This is a genomic window from Aeromonas sp. FDAARGOS 1404, from assembly GCF_019047085.1.
In the GTDB taxonomy this organism is placed as follows: Bacteria; Pseudomonadota; Gammaproteobacteria; order Enterobacterales; family Aeromonadaceae; genus Aeromonas; species Aeromonas veronii.
Genome location: NZ_CP077237.1, coordinates 4,347,907 through 4,365,869, shown reverse-complemented (window position 1 = coordinate 4,365,869; position 17,963 = coordinate 4,347,907). Strand labels below are relative to the sequence as shown.

Genomic DNA, 17,963 nt, shown 5'->3' with positions numbered 1-17,963 from the left:
CGCCCCCAACACACTGCGACCGCAAACTTATCGTGAGAGCGCCTTATGTCTGATTACGCCCGCATCGCCGATGCCATCCGTTTTATCGCAAGTCAGGTGGAGCGCCAGCCCACTCTGGACGAGATAGCGGCGCACGTTCACTTAAGCCCCTTTCACTTCCAGCGGCTGTTCAGCCGCTGGGCCGGAGTGACGCCCAAACGCTATCTGCAGGTGCTGACCCTGGAGCGGGCCAAGGCGCTGCTGCAGGAGTCGCGCCCGCTGCTGGAGGTGGCCGATACCCTGGGCCTTAGCAGCGGCTCGCGGCTCTACGATCACTTCGTGCAGCTCGAAGCGGTGACGCCGGGCGAGTACAAGCAACGGGGGGCCGGGCTGGTTATCGATCACGGGGTGCACGACACCCCCTTCGGTCAGGCATTCGTCGCCCTGACCCCGCGGGGGGTGTGCAACTTTTCGTTTCTCGATGAAAAGGCCCCAGAGGCACCGCTGGCCAACCTCGCCCGCAGCTGGCCTGAGGCAACGTTGCAAGAAGCGCCATCACGCACCCAAGGGGTCATCAACACCATGTTCGATGGCAGCAAGGCGCCGGATCGCCCCATCTCCTTGTACGTGAGCGGCACCAACTTTCAGATCAGCGTCTGGCGGGCGCTGCTGCAGATCCCGCCCGCCAAGGTGGTGAGCTACGCCCAGGTAGCGAGCGCCGTCGGCAACCCCAAGGCCGCCCGCGCTGTGGGGCTGGCGGTGGGCGCCAACCCCGTCGCCTTGATGATCCCCTGCCACAGAGTCATCCAGCAAAACGGCAAACTCGGCGGCTATCACTGGGGCGAGACCCGCAAACAGGCGATACACGCCTGGGAAGCGGCGAGGTATGAGTAAACGTGGCCTTTTTCTGCCCGGCCTGATAAGGGTGACGAAACAGGAGTGTTAGTAGTGAGTCAGCAGACAATCAGGCTGCGCCAGACAGCGTGCGGCGATATAAAGCGGGGACATAAGAAGAATCGGGGCGCAGATCGCCCCTTTGGTTGCTTTGGCGAGGCTCCGCGCTCAGCCGCCCCACCCCAGCAAATTAACGAAACACGTAGGGTGCAATAAGTGCAGCACATTGCACCATTTGCCGAGCAGCTCTTGGGCAAGGTATGAGGAACAAAAGTAGAGGTGCAATTTCATTGCACCCTAAGGTACCGGCTTTGATCGCCAACAGTTCCATACCGGCAACTTGTCAGGTATTCTCGCGAACAATTCTTGACTCTATCATCAGTTGTTCACCTTTATCAGTTAAGGACCAAAATAAAGCCATGCCCCCTTTAGTAGTTTTCAAATACTGTGTTTTTATCAGTCCATATGCTTTTAACTGTATTGTGACAGTTTTGAACTCTTGATCATTTAACGTATGAGAATAACCTTTACTTTCAATTAATTGATGAAGGGATGTAGCCAAAGTTAATTTAACAGATGTGTCATTAGGATGTTCAACAATATAAGGGGCTATGAGGGAGAATAGCTTGCGCCAAGAAATTTCTGAAGTGAAATCATATGTACCGACTCCATAATTTCGACCATGATTTACTTTATAGGTACCATGCAACGTTATTGTTGAGTCTATATCGGCTATACCATTGATAGTTGGTGTTAAATCAGCACTTAGCTTAGATAACTTGCCTTGAAGCTCAATGTTTTGTTTTCTGAGATCATTAAGCTCTAAAAGTAAGTCTTCGCTGGCAATATTACTGGCTCTAACCCAGCCTACAGCAGGATACATTTTAATTGTCTTTGAAAGACTAAGAGCTACAAGACCCGGTAATTCATTAGCTTGATTCCAAAACTTGATCAATCTGCCGTCCATCACTTTATCTTTGAACCTCAATAGCTTTGCTCTGAGGTGGGGATCTTGCTCAGATTTTCCGAAAGGAATGTCATCAGGTGAACCGTGAACCAAGGCTACTACTTTCAATCCATTTTCAACAGCATAATCAAATTCTTTTTCCGTGTAGCTGATACCTTCATCGGTAGTTGATCCGTATCGGCCACCTATGATTAGAAGGTAGTAATCACAATCATCAATGACACTTTTAATAAATTCCCATTGTTCTTCATCAGCAGCTGGGAACAACTCCATTCCAGCAGGAATACAGTCCATTTCCATCAAAGCTTGCAATACATGCTGACGTTCCTTTTTTAAGTCAGCATATGTTGAACTAACAAATACCTGATATCTTTTATTCATCTAATTCCTTCCGAGTTCTAGGCGGCCTTCTAGCAGAGATTGGATGAAAGGTGGAACTAATCCGATATTAAAACCTTCCATATCACTCAGCTCAGTATTCATATCCGCAAAAAATCGTTTTAAATAGAAATTACTAACCAATCTCTGGCAACTTAGCATACTCGCTGAAATTTCCTCTTGTCTCTATGACTTACGCAGTACAAGATAAAAATAAATCAGCTATGGAAAACTCCATCAATATGAGCAATGCCTGCTCTGTAATGTGCTGACATAAACTACGGCAACCCCCAATTTGCAGGATTTCGCTCACGTTGTTCCTCTAGCTTGATTAATAAACGTCCCCTAAGAAGAAATATCCTATTGGTTATCCTAACGAGCAAGGCAGATAAGCAAAAGCGAATGATGATAGTTTCCTGAGCAAGATCAACAAATTAATCAATAAGTACAAATACCGACCACGCATCAGAGGTAACTCATTGTTGAAAAGAAAAGACGCCCTAAGGCGTCTTTCTTATTTTAAGGACTTGGAGCAAAAAGGTTGGAGGTTATTCCCCCTCCCCACCCTGCCCATAACCCTATCAGATCGGGGTAATGGAGGTGATATGGGCATCCCCGTCCAGTGATTTGAAAATCTGCACCACGGCTTCGCCATGGATCGGTTTGGCAAGCGGCACAGTGCTCTTGCACTTGAAGCGGTAGTTGGTGCCAGCCACCACCTGGGTGGAGACTTCAAAGGGTACGTACTGCACCCCGACAAATCCTTTCAGCGCCTGATCAAATACCGCCTGATCCTCGGCGGTCAGCTTGTGATATGCGGTCCATCCACCCACCAACACTGCTTGTTCTGACATATCAAACTCTCCGTGCTCTATGATCCCGACTCGTTTGGCCGTTCAGGCTGCGCCCCGTTGATTCAAGTGGTTTCCGGTCTCCACCGGGGTGTCATCACTGCCGGTTGGCGCAATGACGATGGGCCCGTTTGCGCAGCTATCTGCAACTGGATCAGCCCTCCCCCTTGCCAGAAGCCGCTGTTGGCAGCGGGCTTAATTGGCATGAGAGAGCCTAGTGCGGGATGGCAAAAATGCCCCTGTCACATATGACAGGGGCAAGGTGGCAAAAAAGCTGCTCGAAAAAAGAAGATGTGTTGCGCAAACGATTGAGAAAAGAAAAGACGCCTCAAGGGCGTCTTTTTGCATTTTTATGCTCGAAGGGCAGAAGGGCGCGAGCCGCTTATTCCCATTCGATGGTTGCGGGCGGCTTGCCGGATACGTCGTACACCACGCGGGAGATACCGTTGATCTCGTTGATGATGCGATTCGATACGTGACCGAGGAAGTCGTACGGCAGGTGAGCCCAGTGGGCGGTCATAAAGTCGATGGTTTCGACAGCACGCAAGGCAATGACCCAGTCATATTTGCGACCATCGCCCATCACGCCAACGGAGCGCACCGGCAGGAAGACGGCGAACGCCTGGCTGACCTGGTTGTAGAGGTCGGCTTTGCGCAGCTCTTCGATAAAGACCGCATCGGCGCGGCGCAGAATATCGCAGTACTCTTTCTTCACTTCGCCAAGGACGCGCACGCCCAGACCCGGGCCCGGGAACGGGTGACGGTAGAGCATGTCGTAGGGCAGACCCAGCTCCAGACCAACGCGGCGCACTTCGTCTTTGAACAGTTCGCGCAGCGGTTCGACCAGACCCATCTTCATCTCTTCCGGCAGGCCGCCGACGTTGTGGTGAGACTTGATGACGTGGGCTTTGCCGGTCTTGCTGGCAGCGGATTCGATCACGTCCGGATAGATGGTGCCTTGCGCCAGCCACTTGGCGTTTTTCAGCTTTTTCGCTTCGTCGTCGAACACTTCGACGAAGACGCGGCCGATGATCTTGCGCTTGGCTTCCGGCTCGTCAACACCGGCCAGGGCAGAGAGGAAGCGCTCTTCGGCTTCAACCTTGATGATGTTCAGACCAAAGTGATCGCCAAACATCTCCATCACCTGCTCGCCTTCGTTCAGACGCAGCAGACCGTTGTCCACGAAGACGCAGGTCAGGCGATCGCCGATGGCGCGGTGCACCAGCATGGCTACCACGGAGGAGTCGACACCGCCGGAGAGACCGAGGATCACTTCATCGTCACCTACCTGCTCGCGGATGCGGGCAACGGCGTCGTCGATGATGGTGGCCGGGGTCCACAGGCATTCGCAGCCGCAGATGTCTTTGACGAAGTGCTCCAGCATGCGGGCACCCTGACGGGTGTGGGTCACTTCCGGGTGGAACTGCACGCCATAGAAGCGCTTGGCTTCGTTGGCCATGGCCGCGTGCGGGCAGGTCGGGGTCTGAGCGATGGTGGTGAAGTCGGCCGGAATGGTGGTGACCTTGTCACCGTGGCTCATCCAGACATCCAGCAGGGCATTGCCGTTGTCGGCGATGGCATCTTCAATATTGCGCAAGAGGGCGCTGCTCTTGCCAGCTTCGCCCAGCACTTCCACCTTGGCGTAACCGAATTCACGCTCGGTAGAGGATTGCACCTTGCCACCCAGCTGCTCGGCCATGGTCTGCATGCCGTAGCAGATACCGAACACAGGGACACCGGCGTTGAACACATACTCGGGGGCGCGCGGGCTGCCAGCTTCGGTCACGGACTCGGGGCCACCGGAGAGGATGATGCCGCTCGGATTGAATTCGCGGATCTGCTCTTCGGTTACGTCCCAGGCCCACAGTTCGCAGTAAACGCCGATTTCGCGCACGCGGCGGGCGATCAGCTGGGTGTACTGGGAACCGAAGTCGAGGATAAGAATACGGTGCTGGTGAATGTCTTTAGTCATTTTATTCCTGCATCAGGCTGATGTTGTCACAAAGGGCACGGGATAAAAAAAGGGTGGAAAAACGGGGCGCAGGGCCCCGTTTTATCAGCCCATCCGATAGTTGGGGGCTTCTTTGGTAATGGTCACATCGTGGACGTGGGACTCTTTCATCCCGGCGCCGGAGATGCGCACGAACTCTGCCTTGGTGCGCATGTCGTCGATGGTGGCGCTGCCGGTCAAGCCCATGGAGGAGCGCAGGCCGCCCATCTGCTGATGGATGATCTCTTTGAGGCGACCCTTGTACGGCACGCGACCTTCGATACCTTCCGGTACCAGCTTGTCGGCGGCGTTGTCGGTCTGGAAGTAGCGGTCGCTGGAGCCTTTGGACATGGCGCCCAGAGAACCCATACCACGGTAGGATTTGAAGGAGCGACCCTGATAGAGCTCGATCTCGCCCGGCGCTTCTTCAGTACCGGCGAACATGGATCCCACCATGACGCAGCTGGCGCCGGCGGCAATGGCCTTGGCGATGTCGCCGGAGAAGCGGATACCGCCATCGGCAATCACCGGAATACCGGTGCCTTCCAGCGCGTCAACGGCGTCGGAGATGGCGGTGATCTGGGGCACGCCCACGCCGGTCACGATACGGGTAGTACAGATGGAGCCCGGGCCGATACCGACCTTGACCGCATTGACACCGGCAGCAGCCAGCGCTTTGGCGCCCGCGGCGGTCGCCACGTTGCCACCGATGATCTGCAGATCCGGATAGGCGTCGCGAGTGGCCTTGATGCGATCCAGCACGCCCTGGGAGTGGCCGTGGGAGGAGTCGATCAGCAGCACGTCTACACCGGCTTCCACCAGCGCAGCGACGCGCTCTTCGTTACCGGCACCGGCACCAACCGCAGCACCGACCCGCAGACGACCCTTGTCATCTTTACAGGCGTGGGGCTTGCGCTCGGCTTTCTGGAAATCTTTAACGGTGATCATGCCCTTGAGTTTGAAGTCGCCGTTCACCACCAGCACTTTTTCGATACGGTGCTTTTGCATCAGGGCAACCACCTCTTCACGAGGGGCACCTTCACGCACGGTGACCAGACGATCTTTCTGGGTCATGATCTGTTCAACGGTCTGGGAGAGGTCAATCACGAAGCGCACGTCACGGCCGGTGATGATACCGACCAGCTGATTGCCGTCAGTCACCACGGGGTAACCGGCGAAGCCATTCTTGTGGCTCAGCTCCTTGATTTGGGCGATGGTCATGTCAGGGCGCACGGTAACGGGGTCAGTGACCACGCCGCTCTCGTACTTCTTGACCTTGCGCACTTCGGCAGCCTGCTGCTCGATGGACATGTTCTTGTGGATAAAGCCGATACCGCCTTCCTGGGCCAGTGCAATAGCCAGACGGGCTTCGGTCACTGTGTCCATGGCAGCGGAGATCATCGGGATGTTCAAGCTGATGGCGGAGGTCAGCTTGGTACGCAGATCGGCAGTATTGGGAAGAACTTCGGAGTGGGCGGGAACCAACAGTACATCGTCGAAGGTTAACGCTTCTTTGGCAATCCTGAGCATGGCAATATCTCACCGTTGAGGAAGTGGGGGTGTAAAATATTGCCGACGAAGTTTACTCACGGATTGGTCACTGGTAAAGAAGTTTTTTGAATTTTTTATGGCGTAGCCCTCATTTAGGAGGCCAAAACGCCAAAAAACCAAGATTATCAGTACGAAAAGCGCCATTTCGGGGCAAAAGAGTTGGCTAACCGGTGATTTATGCAAAACCGGTAGGTGCCGACGCGGCGCAACCCCCATGCAAAGGGATGGTCGACAGGGGCTCAGGGGCAAACGGCTTCTGCCCCCCTCCCCTTGTCTTGTGTCCTTGTATTGTCTCTTGCCCTCGCGGCGACCACTCGCACCGGTATCATTATCTTCTCAATGTCCTTTACTCGGTCTGGATAATAAATTTAGCCCGCTGCCAATATATATTTTCTGGCACAACAAGGGTTGCCTCTCTTTATTATTTTCGCCCCACCATCCGCAGCAAGGTATTATCTTTATCCAGCAGATGATGTTTCAACGCCCCGACAATGTGCACTAGCAAAAATGCCAGCATGATATATGGCAAATAGATATGGACTGTGTGAGCAATATCCCGAACGGATTCACTGAATGGAATCACGTTGGCAGGATCATGAATATCTGGATTCATCGGGATAATAGACCAGCCAAATATCGCGACACCTCGGCCAGCCGCTGCGGAATAACAGAGACCGGACACCGGAATAAGCAGCGTTGAAATCAGCAAACCCCAGTGGATCGCCCTGGCTGCCAATGCCTCGTAAACAGGATATTGACGCACAGGCTCAGGCCACCCTTTAACAAGGCGGAGAATGGCGCGGGGCAGGATCAAGAGCAGTGCAATCACACCCAGAGATTTATGCAGGGCGTAGAGATCCCATATTTCAAATTTCACCATCAGATAACCGACAAGGGTCAGGCCAATCATCAGCAAGGCAACCGACCAGTGCAGCAAACGGGTCGTCAAACTTAAGTGGGTTGAGGGATTCATAAGCTACTCCAAACTGGGGGCGAGTGAACGCAGGTCAAGATGGTGGCGTCGTGAATATCAGCAGCACCTGAGATATCAACGGCATCGAGGCAAGCCGCAACGCGGCCAGATGCGGGCAAGCGCGAGGGCTTTTATCGGGAGCCATTCTGCCTGCCCGGATAAACGGCAGCGTTTCCAATCTTGCTTTTCTGCTGCTGACGCCTCCTGCTTAACGCCCTCTCCCTGTTTCGGGTTAAGATAGCGGCCACCGTTTTATCCCGGCCCCGCCGGAGCAGACCACAGGTACGCCTTTGAACCGATTTACCCCATCCAGTGCGGCGAGCGGCCGCGAGCAGCAGGTCTTTACCGTCACCCGCCTCAACAGCGCCGTGCGCATGATCCTGGAGCAGGATCTGGGGCTGGTGTGGCTGACCGGCGAGCTCTCCAATTTGGCGATGCCAAGCTCCGGCCACTGGTACTTCTCCCTCAAGGACATGTCGGCGCAGGTACGCTGCGCCATGTTCAAGGGCAACAACCGGCGGGTGGCGTTTCGCCCGCAGGATGGCATGCAGGTGCTGGTGCAGGCGCGGGTCTCCCTCTATGAGCCGCGCGGCGACTACCAGCTGATCATCGAGTCGATGCAGCCGGCGGGCGACGGCGTATTGGCCCTGCGTTTTGAAGAGCTCAAACGCCGCCTCGGTGCCGAGGGGCTGTTTGACGAAGGCCGCAAGCGGCCGCTGCCCCGCGAACCGCGGGCGGTGGGCCTTATCACCTCCGCCACCGGCGCGGCTTTGCACGATATGCTCACCGTGCTCAAGCGGCGTGCGCCGGATCTGCCGGTCTTTATCTACCCGACTCAGGTACAAGGCAGCGCCGCCATCAGCCAGATCGTCGCGGCGATCGCCAAAGCGAACCAGCGCGCCGAGGTGGATGTGCTGATCGTCGGCCGTGGTGGTGGCTCCCTCGAAGATCTCTGGTGCTTTAACGAAGAGGCGGTGGCGCGCGCCATTGCCCACTCAGCCATACCTGTGGTGAGCGCAGTGGGCCACGAGGTGGATGTCACCATCAGCGACTTTGCCGCCGACTTGCGCGCCCCTACCCCGTCGGCTGCCGCCGAGCTGGTGGCGCCGGATCAGAGCGCCCGTGCCCTGCGTATCGTTCACCTCAAGCAGCGACTGCTGCAGGCGATGAGTCGCCAGCAGACCGCCGCCCGCCACGATTTCATCCTGCTGCAAAAACGGCTCGACCATCAGGATCCGAAACGGCGACTGGAGCAGCAGTCCCAGCGCCTCGACGAACTCTCCACCCGTTTGCAACAGCTATTACGACAGCGGCTGCATCAGGGAGAGCGGCGCCTCACCAACCTTGAGCTGCGCCTGCAGGGCAAGAGCCCGGAGCGCTTGCTGGCAGCTGGCAAGCGCCGCCACCAACTGGCCGAGGAGCGGCTCTATGCCCTGATTACCAAGCGGCAAGACCTTGCTAGTCACCGCCTCGCCATGCTCACCGCCCGCCTCGACGGGGTGAGCCCGCTCGCTACTCTGGGTCGCGGTTACTCCATCACCCGCACTCCACGCGGCGAAGTCATCAGCCGCGCCGATCAGGTCAACAGTGGCGACCAGCTCATCACCACCCTGGCGCAAGGGAGCCTGCAGGTGCGGGTCGAGGGGATCGTCAAGGACTCTGCGCAGTAGGTCGGCTGCATCAAACCACCAGCCAATCTGCTATTCAGCCCGGCAATCAGCCAAAAACAAAGGCCACCACAGCAAACACGGTGGTGGCCTTTTTTATCTCGGGTGCTGTCGCCTGCTCACCCCTTGGCGCGGCGGGCGACCAGGGTGAACTTGTAGTCATCGCTCTTGAAGAAGTTGCGACTGAACTCGAACACGGTGCCATCTTGCAAAAAACCGCGGGAGACCTTCTCGATGATTGGCTTGGCAGGATCGATACCGAGCGCCTCCACCACCTGCGCCGAGGGGAGCACCGGAATGATCTCCTGCTCGCTGCGGTCGATCACCAGCTGCTTGACCTCTTCGATGTAGTGGTACTTCGAGCCCTGCATCACCGCATAGCTGAGGTCGGGGAAGAGGGCGAGCGGCATCCAGGTCTCCTCCAGCGTTACCGCGATCTGGCGAATAAAGCGCACCCGCTTGACGTAGTAGACCAGCGCCCCTTCCAGCAGATTGAGCCGCTCGGCCAACTCACTGCTCGCCTTGATCACCTCGAAGGCGAGAATGTCGCTGTGGGTCTCGGCCGCCGGATCGGTCACCTTCTCGTAGAGGCTGGTGAGCTGATAGATGTCATAGTTCACCTTCTCCTGCCGCACATAGCTGCCACTGCCCTGAATGCTCTCGATGACGTTGAGTTCGGTCAGCTGCTTGAGGGCCTGGCGCACCGTCACCCGGCTCACCCCGAACTGCTCGCGCAGCTCGGCTTCGGTGGGCAAGGCATCGCCGGGGGCCAGCTCCCCTTGCGCAATCCACTGCTGGATGGTGTCGGCTATCTGGCGATACATGGGTTTTTTCGACACGAAAGGCCACCTCGTCGGCTCTGCGCCATGATAAATGGAAGAGGCGCCATTCTACCCCAGTTACCGGGCAGACAAAACGGCTCAGCCTCATTTGACCTAACAAATTACCTCGAACAAACAATACAAAAACAATACAAATAACGAATTGTATGATACCACTCACAAAAATCAGTCGGCCGGTTTGTTAGCATCGCTGTCACTTTCACCATGACGGCTTGCTGGCAAGCCAACCTGACAGAGGATCATCATGAATCTGACCAGTCTTACCGGCCCCCATCTCATCACGTTGCAAACCCGGTTTGCCGATCGGGATGCGGCCATTCATGCTCTGGCTGATCGGCTCGATCAGGCCGGCAAGCTGCACGACAAGGCCGCCTTTTTGGCTGCGGTCATGGCCCGCGAGGCGCAGGGCCCCACCGCCCTTGGCGAAGGGCTGGCAGTGCCCCACGGCAAGTGTGATGCGGTGCGTGAAGCAGCCTTTGCCGTCGCTACCCTGAGCGAGGAGCTGGGCTGGGAGGGGGTCGACGGCCCCGAGCCGGTCAACCTGATCTTCATGCTGGCGATCCCGACCGATCAGGCGGGCTCCACCCACATGCAGCTGCTCACCACCCTCACCACTGCCCTGGTGGATGACGATACCCGCGAGGCGGTGCTGGCGGCCCAGAGTGCCGAGCAACTGATGGCACTGCTCGATGGTGAAGGGGATAGCGGCAAGCAATCAGAAAAAGAAGACAAATCAGATACAAATAAACCTACTGTGGTCTGTGTCACCGCCTGCCCGGCGGGGATCGCCCACACCTATATGGCCGCCGAGTATCTGGAAAAGGCGGGGCGCAAGCTGGGCATTCGGGTACTGGTCGAGAAGCAGGGTGCCAACGGCATCGAGGATCGCCTGCCGCAAGAGGCACTCGATGCTGCGGTGGCCTGCATCTTCGCCGCCGAGGTGGCCATCAAGGAGCAGGAGCGTTTTGCTGGCATCCCCCGAATCGAGACGCCGGTGGCCGAGCCCATCCGCCATGCCGAGCGGATCCTCAATGATGCGCTGGAAGCGGCCAAGGCCGGTCGCACCGCCCCGACGCCCAACCCCAGCCAGAGCGACGCGCCGACCGGCAAGAAGGTGAGCCTCAAGACCGAGCTCAAGCAGGCGCTGCTGAGCGGTATCTCCTTTGCAGTGCCGCTCATCGTGGCGGGCGGTACCGTGCTCGCCGTCTCTGTGCTGCTGGCCCAGATCTTCGGCCTGCAACATCTGTTTGATACCGAGAACTCCTGGCTCTGGATGTACCGAAAACTCGGCGGTGGCATGCTGGGCACCCTGATGGTGCCGGTGCTGGCGGCCTATACCGCCTATTCGCTGGCAGACAAACCGGCGCTGGGCCCGGGCTTTGCGGCGGGACTGGCCGCCAACATGATTGGCTCCGGCTTCCTCGGCGGCGTGGTCGGTGGCCTTATCGCCGGTTACCTGATGCGCTGGGTCAAGCAGCATGTGCGCCTTAGCCCCAACTTCAACGGCTTTCTCACCTTTTACCTCTATCCGGTGATCGGCACCCTGGTGGCGGGCAGCCTGATGCTGTTTGTCATCGGTCAGCCGGTGGCCTGGCTCAACAACAGCCTCACCGAGTGGCTCAACGGCCTCTCCGGCACCAATGCGCTGGTGCTGGGCGCCCTGCTCGGCTTTATGTGCTCGTTTGACCTGGGTGGCCCGGTCAACAAGGCGGCCTACGCCTTCTGCCTCGGCGCCATGGCCAACGGGGTCTACGGCCCTTACGCCATCTTCGGCGCGGTCAAGATGGTCTCGGCCTTTACCGTCACCTTCTCCACCCTGCTGGCACCGCGCCTGTTCCAGACCTTCGAGATCGAGACCGGTAAGTCGACCTGGCTGCTGGGGCTGGCAGGGATCACCGAGGGCGCCATTCCGATGGCCATCGAAGATCCGATCCGGGTGATCGGCTCCTTCCTCGCAGGATCGGTGGTCACCGGCGCCATGGTGGGTGCCATGGGAATTGGTCTCTCCACCCCGGGGGCCGGCATCTTCTCCCTGTTCCTGCTCCACGATGGCGGCCACGGCGCCTTGATGGCTGCCGCCGTCTGGCTCGGGGCGGCGCTGGTGGGCACCCTTATCTCCACTGTGGTGCTGATCGGCTGGCGCCGTCACGCCATGCAGCGCGGCACCTATCAGGTGGTCGCCGCAGAGTAAGACTCCTCTTCACCACCGATTTTTCAACAGACTATTTTTCCGCGCGGCAGGCAAGGGCCGCCGTGCGTCAGCAAAGGATCATTGTCATGACAGTTTCACGAGTTCACATCACGCCGCACATGCACTGGGATCGGGAGTGGTACTTCACCACCGAGGAGTCCCGCATCCTGCTGGTCAACAATATGGCGGAGATCCTGGCGCGGCTTGAATCCGACCCCGACTACAAGTTCTATGTGCTGGACGGCCAGACCGCGGTGCTGGAGGATTACTTCGCCATCCAGCCCGAGAACAAGGCCCGGGTGAAGGCGCTGGTGGAAGCGGGCAAACTCATCATCGGCCCTTGGTACACCCAGACCGACACCATGCAGGTGAGCGGCGAGTCCATCCTGCGCAACCTGCTCTACGGAATGCGCGACTGCCTTAGCCTTGGCGAGCCGATGAAGATCGGTTACCTGCCAGACTCGTTCGGCATGTCTTCCCAACTGCCCCACATCTTCAACGGCTTCGGGATCGATCGGGCCATGTTCTGGCGCGGCTGCTCCGAGCGTCACGGCACCGACAAGACCGAGTTCCTCTGGCAGAGCAACGATGGCAGCGAGGTGACCGCCCAGGTCCTGCCGCTCGGCTACGCCATCGGCAAGTACCTGCCGGAAGATGAAGCGGGCCTGCGCAAGCGGCTCGAATCCTACTTCGAGGTGCTGGAGAAGGCCTCGGTGACCCAGGATATCCTGCTGCCCAACGGCCACGACCAGATGCCGCTGCAACAGAACATCTTTGCCATCATCGACAAGCTGCGGGAGATCTACCCCCAGCGTGAATTCCACATGAGCCGATTCGAGCAGGTATTCGAGCGCATCGAGGCGTGCCGCGACCAGCTGGCCACCCTCAAGGGGGAGTTCAACGACGGCAAATATATGCGGGTACACCGCACCATCTCCTCCACCCGGATGGACATCAAGCTGGCCCACGCCGCCATCGAGAACAAGATCGTCAACATCCTCGAGCCGCTGGCGAGCATCGCCTGGGCACTCGGCTTCGAGTACCACCACGGGCTGCTGGAGAAGATGTGGAAGGAGATCATGAAGAACCACGCCCATGACAGCATCGGCTGCTGCTGCAGCGACAAAGTGCATCAGGAGGTGATGACCCGCTTCATTCTGGCCGACGACATGGCCGAGAACCTGATCCGCTTCTACATGCGCAAGATTGTCGACAACATGCCGGTGGCACTGTGCGAAGACGGCGTGCAGGTGGCCGACAAGCTCTGCCTGTTCAACCTGATGCCCTTCCCCCGTCAGGAGGTGATCAACACCAGTATCCGCATTCGCGCCCAATCCTTTGCCCTGCGCGATGAAGCGGGCCAACCGGTCCCCTACTTCATCCGCGCCAAGCGCGAGATTGATCCGGGTCTGGTAGACCGACAGATCGTTCACTACGGCAACTACGACCCCTTTATGGAGTACGACATCCAGCTCTGCCATCCGCTGCCGTCTATGGGCTACTGCACCCTTCATATCGAGGGCAACCAGCCGGGAATGGAGCAGCCGGTGACCACCCGCGGCGAGCTGCTAGAGAACGATTTTTACCGCATCGCCCTCAATGACAACGGCACCCTGCAGATCCTGGACAAGCTGCGCGGCACCACCTTCGATCAGGTGCTCACGCTGGAAGAGGGCTCCGATGATGGCGACGAGTATGACTACTCGCCATCGCGGGAGGAGTGGCTGCGCTACTCCACCGAGTTTACGGTGACCCGTGAGGTCACCCATCAGGCGTGGCAGAGCATCGCTACGCTCAAATTGCGTATGGCCTTGCCTGCCAACCTCGCCGAGCGTGCCAACCGCCAGTGCAGCGGCCACCTTGATGTCATCTGCCGCATCACCTTGGCGCATCAGAGCCCGCGTATCGATATCGAGCTGGAACTCGACAATCAGGCCGATGATCACCGGGTGCGGGTGCTGATCCCCACCCCCTTCCCGAGCGACACTGTGGTCTCCGACAACCAGTTTGGCTGCATCACCCGCCCCACCCGCGACAGCGCCATGGCGAACTGGGAAGCGGAGGGGTGGAAAGAGGCCCCCATTCCGGTCTGGCAGCTGATGAGCTTCGTCGCCCTGCAAGATGGCAAGCAGGGGCTGGCGGTGCTGAGCGACGGTCTGCGCGAGTTTGAAGTGATTGGCGAGCAGTGCGACACCCTGGCACTCACCCTGCTGCGCGGGGTCGGCGTACTCGGTAAAGAGGAGCTGCTGCTGCGCCCGGGTCGCCCCTCCGGCATCAAGCTGCCCACCCCGGACTCCCAGGTGCGTGGCAAACTCAGCTGCCGTTTCAGCCTGCTGGCGTTTGCTGGCGATCACATCAGCGCCAACGTGATGCAGGCGGCGCGCAGCTACCTCACCCCGGTGCGCTGCTACAACAAGATCCCGTTCGATGCCATGAAGCTCAACAAGGCAAGCTTCACTACCCCGCTCCACTTCAGTCTGCTCACCATGGATCCCTCCGGTCCGGTGCTGAGCGCCCTGAAAAAAGCCGAGGATGAAGAGGCGCTGGTGATCCGGGTCTACAACCCGAGCGAGCAGGCGCGGCTGGAGGGTGGCAAAGTGAGCTGCAAACACGCCCTGAACGACTGGCAAGCGGTGCGGATGGACGAGCAGCCCCTGCCCCTTGAACTGGCCGCTGGCGAGTTTGGCGAGCTGGCGCCGTGCCACTCCCGCAGCGTGCGCTTTCGGGTGGCTCGCGGCTAACCGCCGGTAACACCCACAGGTAGCAACAGGCGGGGAAGAGTCATCCCCTCCCCGCCTGTTTATCCCTTCAAGCTGGCCTGCCCCGTTTGATAAAGGCATAAAAAAATCCCCGCCGATTGGCGGGGATTTTTTATTGGATTCTTCTTCATCCCGCGAGCGGGAGAGCGCGCTTAGCTGGCCTTGCGCAGGATCTGCTCAAGGTAGTCGGCGAAGCGGTGACCGTGATGCTCCAGCAGTTTCGGGAACATGGAGATGGAGGTCATGCCTGGGAAGGTGTTGATTTCATTCAGCAGGATCTCCCCCTCCTCGGTCAGGAAGAAGTCGATGCGAGAGAGATGGGTCAGTTTCAGCTGACGGAACGCCTTGAGGGCATACTCGTGAATCGCATCGGCCTGCGCCTGGGTCAGCCCCTCGGCACGCAGTGCCGTCTCGGTATGGCTGGCGCTGCTGTACTTCTCTTCATAGGTGTAGAACTTGTCCTGCGGCACGCAGATCTCACCCGGATAAGTCGCCACCAGCTCGTCACCATACTGGTAAACCGCCACTTCCAGCTCGCGCGGCTTGACCGCCTTCTCAATCAGTACCTGCTCGGAGTAACCGAAAGCATCGGCAATGCCCTTCACCAGATCCGCTTCGTTGCTGGCGGAGTAGCAGCCAACGGAAGAGCCCTGGGAGGCCGCCTTGATAAAGACCTTGCCCCACTTGGCCAGCGCGGCTTTGGCCTCGGCCAGCGCCGCCTCATTTTGCTCGGTCAGGAACAGGTACGGGGTGTTGGGAATGCCGATGGCGGAGAGCCACAGCTTGGTGCTGATCTTGTTGAAGCAGATCTTGCTCGCCTCGGCATCGCAACCGAGATAAGGCAATCCGGCCAGCTCGAGGAAGGATTGCAGATCGCCGGTCTCACCCGGGTAGCCGTGGATGCAGGGCACCACGTAATCCACCGGACGGGCCACGCTGTCAAACGAAAGCAGCTTGTCGAGCCCCAGCTTGCACTCGCGGCCATCGGCACTGAGCCAGCGATCGGCGAACATCTCGACGCGGGTCACTTCGACACCGGGCAGAAGGCCCAGTTGTTGCTCGAGGAAATTGGCGCTGCGCAGAGAAACTTCGTGCTCTGAGCCACCGCCGCCGCACAGCAGCAAGACATGCATGTTCTTCATTAGATGTGATCCCTTGGGAAAAGCGGCCTCGTCATGACCATTTGATAAGCCAACCACCATAAAAACCGGACGAAGCCAGATACGAACATAAGTGCGCGCCAGTGTAGCAAGGGAGATCAACCCTTGTCAGCTGATGGGAGACCCATGACCCCACTTCTTGCAGTGAAAAGTCTCCCCTGTGTCAAAATCGGGACACATTGCCCCTCAGCGCGGGGGATCGACCCTTCCCATGCCGTTGCCATTGACCCGAAACCAGCCGGCAATGCTGTAGCGCTCGCGATTGGCAGGCAGCACCTCGTGGGGAAACTCCTCGGAGAGAAACATGACCAGCCGCCCCCCCTTGGGACTGACATCCATCAGAAACTGCTCCTTGTCGTCATACATGCGCAGCACTCCACCCGCTTCGGGCAGCCAGTCGTTGTTGAGGTAAAACACGGTGGTAAGACGGCGGTTGGATCGACCGGCAAAGGCATCCCGATGGGTGGCGTAAAAATCCCCGCTGCGATAGCGGGCGAAGTGGGCCTCGTAGTCGAACAATCCCAGCATCAGCATCCGGTTGGCGGCAAGACGCAGGGACTCCATCCGGGCGAGGTAGTCAGCCACCGGCGCACCGAGGGAGGGCTCCAGCCAGTGGATCTGGTCACGGCGAATGTCGGGATTGCCCTGATGCAGGGCATCACGGCCGATCCCGGCAGGTTGCCATTCGCCTGGCAAACAGGCTTTGAGGGCATCCACCTCGGCGGCGGTCAAAAAATCATCCACTATCACCCATCCCCGGGTGTAAATGGCATCCATGGCAGCTTGATAGTCCAAGATTGGCTCACAATGAGTGGAAAGAGGGCGCTTTGTAGCGACTTACCGGCAAAGTCACAAACCGGTTTGCTTCTCTTGAGAAGTCCCAACATCAATACGCGAGTCGCTGCTCGCCTCCCCGCATTTTTGTCGCCAGTTGTGATCCCGCGCTGCCAAAGAGCGTATTGGCTGTCGAAACTGTGATGGCCCTTGCAATCGGTACGAGGAGGCGCCGCGGCCTCCTTGCGGTTCCAAGAGCCAGCCGATACCGTATCCGCATCGCCATGTTGCTGTTCATCCGGCGCTTGTCTCTGTCCCCGACCGAACCACTCACGGCACAACCCGCGCATCACCCACGAAAGGATCTTCTTATGCCTCTGCCCGATCTCACTTTGCAACGACTGGATGGTACCCCCTACCCGCTGACTCAACTGGCGGGCAAGGTGGTGCTGGTGGTCAACGTGGCCAGTCGCTGCGGCTTTACTCCCCAATATGAAGGGCTGGAAACGCTCTATCGGGAGCTAGGCCCCAAGGGGCTGGTGATTTTGGGCTTCCCCTGCAACCAGTTCGGTCAGCAGGAGCCGGGGGATGCGGACGAGATCGCCCGCTTCTGCTCCCTCGACTATCCGGTCACCTTCCCCATCATGGCCAAGTGCGATGTCAACGGTGAGCATGCCCACCCCTTCTACCAGTGGCTCAAGCAACAGAAACCGGGCTTTCTTGGGCTGGAAAACGTCAAATGGAACTTCACCAAGTTCCTGATCGACCGCGATGGCAACGTGGTGGAACGCTTTGCCCCCCAGGCCAAACCGGAGAGTCTGGCCGAGCAGATCCGCGAGATGCTCTGATGCTCCCGCACCGTTTTACGCCACTGCGTTGAACGATTGTATGGCGGCCGGTGCGACAGCTACTGCGCAGCGGCCGCTCTTTTGCTATATTACGGCCCCACTATCTTTTCCATATCGTGGCTGGCCCCAACATGCTGGC

The 17,963-nt window shown here is 58.3% G+C and carries 13 protein-coding genes; 5 read left to right on the top strand and 8 right to left on the bottom strand.

Annotated elements, in window-relative coordinates:
• Positions 1–45 precede the first annotated feature (45 nt).
• Positions 46–873, top strand: a complete 828-nt coding sequence (locus I6L34_RS20280) for a bifunctional transcriptional activator/DNA repair enzyme AdaA (protein WP_216955226.1) — start codon at positions 46–48, stop codon at positions 871–873.
• Between the two features lie 343 nt (positions 874–1,216).
• On the opposite strand, the gene I6L34_RS20275 is transcribed toward I6L34_RS20280, so the two are convergent.
• The 5 genes from I6L34_RS20275 to I6L34_RS20255 all read right to left on the bottom strand — a co-directional run bounded on the left by I6L34_RS20275 (position 1,217) and on the right by I6L34_RS20255 (position 7,583).
• On the bottom strand, positions 1,217–2,221 hold the full coding sequence (locus I6L34_RS20275) for a DUF4062 domain-containing protein (protein ID WP_120414420.1): 1,005 nt from the start codon (positions 2,219–2,221) through the stop codon (positions 1,217–1,219).
• A 578-nt stretch (positions 2,222–2,799) separates the two neighbouring features.
• Positions 2,800–3,072 carry a hypothetical protein gene (locus I6L34_RS20270; RefSeq protein ID WP_005337011.1) on the bottom strand — a complete coding sequence of 91 codons (273 nt, stop codon included), beginning with the start codon at positions 3,070–3,072 and terminating at the stop codon, positions 2,800–2,802.
• A 379-nt stretch (positions 3,073–3,451) separates the two neighbouring features.
• Entirely contained in the window at positions 3,452–5,041 is a 1,590-nt protein-coding gene (gene guaA, locus I6L34_RS20265; protein ID WP_040066364.1) for a glutamine-hydrolyzing GMP synthase, read from the bottom strand.
• 84 nt (positions 5,042–5,125) lie between these two features.
• The gene (gene guaB, locus I6L34_RS20260; RefSeq protein ID WP_005345006.1) at positions 5,126–6,589 is read right to left on the bottom strand and encodes an IMP dehydrogenase; all 1,464 of its coding nucleotides are present in this window, start codon (positions 6,587–6,589) and stop codon (positions 5,126–5,128) included.
• A gap of 442 nt (positions 6,590–7,031) precedes the next feature.
• The gene (locus I6L34_RS20255; protein ID WP_216955225.1) at positions 7,032–7,583 is read right to left on the bottom strand and encodes a cytochrome b; all 552 of its coding nucleotides are present in this window, start codon (positions 7,581–7,583) and stop codon (positions 7,032–7,034) included.
• Positions 7,584–7,873: 290 nt separating this feature from the next.
• Here I6L34_RS20255 and xseA point away from each other — a divergent pair, with 290 nt between their 5' ends.
• Positions 7,874–9,253 carry an exodeoxyribonuclease VII large subunit gene (gene xseA, locus I6L34_RS20250; RefSeq protein WP_158113130.1) on the top strand — a complete coding sequence of 460 codons (1,380 nt, stop codon included), beginning with the start codon at positions 7,874–7,876 and terminating at the stop codon, positions 9,251–9,253.
• Positions 9,254–9,369: 116 nt separating this feature from the next.
• Here the strand turns inward: xseA and I6L34_RS20245 are convergent, their stop codons facing one another.
• Complete coding sequence (locus tag I6L34_RS20245) at positions 9,370–10,089, bottom strand: GntR family transcriptional regulator (RefSeq protein ID WP_005337027.1); 720 nt, start codon at positions 10,087–10,089, stop codon at positions 9,370–9,372.
• Positions 10,090–10,336: 247 nt separating this feature from the next.
• Between I6L34_RS20245 and mngA the strand changes: the two genes are divergently transcribed.
• Complete coding sequence (gene mngA / locus I6L34_RS20240) at positions 10,337–12,283, top strand: PTS 2-O-a-mannosyl-D-glycerate transporter subunit IIABC (protein ID WP_216955224.1); 1,947 nt, start codon at positions 10,337–10,339, stop codon at positions 12,281–12,283.
• 86 nt (positions 12,284–12,369) lie between these two features.
• Positions 12,370–15,024, top strand: a complete 2,655-nt coding sequence (gene mngB / locus I6L34_RS20235) for a mannosylglycerate hydrolase (protein ID WP_216955223.1) — start codon at positions 12,370–12,372, stop codon at positions 15,022–15,024.
• A 170-nt stretch (positions 15,025–15,194) separates the two neighbouring features.
• Here the strand turns inward: mngB and I6L34_RS20230 are convergent, their stop codons facing one another.
• Both I6L34_RS20230 and I6L34_RS20225 read right to left on the bottom strand, forming a co-directional pair.
• A complete protein-coding gene (locus tag I6L34_RS20230) occupies positions 15,195–16,184 on the bottom strand; it encodes a D-alanine--D-alanine ligase (protein WP_058057457.1) in 990 nt (329 codons plus the stop codon).
• 204 nt (positions 16,185–16,388) lie between these two features.
• The gene (locus I6L34_RS20225) at positions 16,389–16,997 is read right to left on the bottom strand and encodes a 2OG-Fe(II) oxygenase (RefSeq protein ID WP_058057456.1); all 609 of its coding nucleotides are present in this window, start codon (positions 16,995–16,997) and stop codon (positions 16,389–16,391) included.
• A gap of 350 nt (positions 16,998–17,347) precedes the next feature.
• Here I6L34_RS20225 and I6L34_RS20220 point away from each other — a divergent pair, with 350 nt between their 5' ends.
• Complete coding sequence (locus I6L34_RS20220) at positions 17,348–17,824, top strand: glutathione peroxidase (RefSeq protein WP_019445549.1); 477 nt, start codon at positions 17,348–17,350, stop codon at positions 17,822–17,824.
• Positions 17,825–17,963 lie beyond the last annotated feature (139 nt).

Excerpts from the sequence above, each read along its gene's own strand:
- I6L34_RS20270 (WP_005337011.1), bottom strand. The coding sequence starts at position 3,072 with ATGTCAGAACAAGCAGTGTTGGTGGGTGGATGGACCGCATATCACAAG.
- I6L34_RS20255 (WP_216955225.1), bottom strand. The coding sequence starts at position 7,583 with ATGAATCCCTCAACCCACTTAAGTTTGACGACCCGTTTGCTGCACTGG.
- I6L34_RS20230 (WP_058057457.1), bottom strand. The coding sequence starts at position 16,184 with ATGAAGAACATGCATGTCTTGCTGCTGTGCGGCGGCGGTGGCTCAGAG.
- I6L34_RS20220 (WP_019445549.1), top strand. The coding sequence starts at position 17,348 with ATGCCTCTGCCCGATCTCACTTTGCAACGACTGGATGGTACCCCCTAC.
- I6L34_RS20280 (WP_216955226.1), top strand. The coding sequence starts at position 46 with ATGTCTGATTACGCCCGCATCGCCGATGCCATCCGTTTTATCGCAAGT.
- guaA (WP_040066364.1), bottom strand. The coding sequence starts at position 5,041 with ATGACTAAAGACATTCACCAGCACCGTATTCTTATCCTCGACTTCGGT.
- mngB (WP_216955223.1), top strand. The coding sequence starts at position 12,370 with ATGACAGTTTCACGAGTTCACATCACGCCGCACATGCACTGGGATCGG.
- I6L34_RS20275 (WP_120414420.1), bottom strand. The coding sequence starts at position 2,221 with ATGAATAAAAGATATCAGGTATTTGTTAGTTCAACATATGCTGACTTA.
- guaB (WP_005345006.1), bottom strand. The coding sequence starts at position 6,589 with ATGCTCAGGATTGCCAAAGAAGCGTTAACCTTCGACGATGTACTGTTG.
- mngA (WP_216955224.1), top strand. The coding sequence starts at position 10,337 with ATGAATCTGACCAGTCTTACCGGCCCCCATCTCATCACGTTGCAAACC.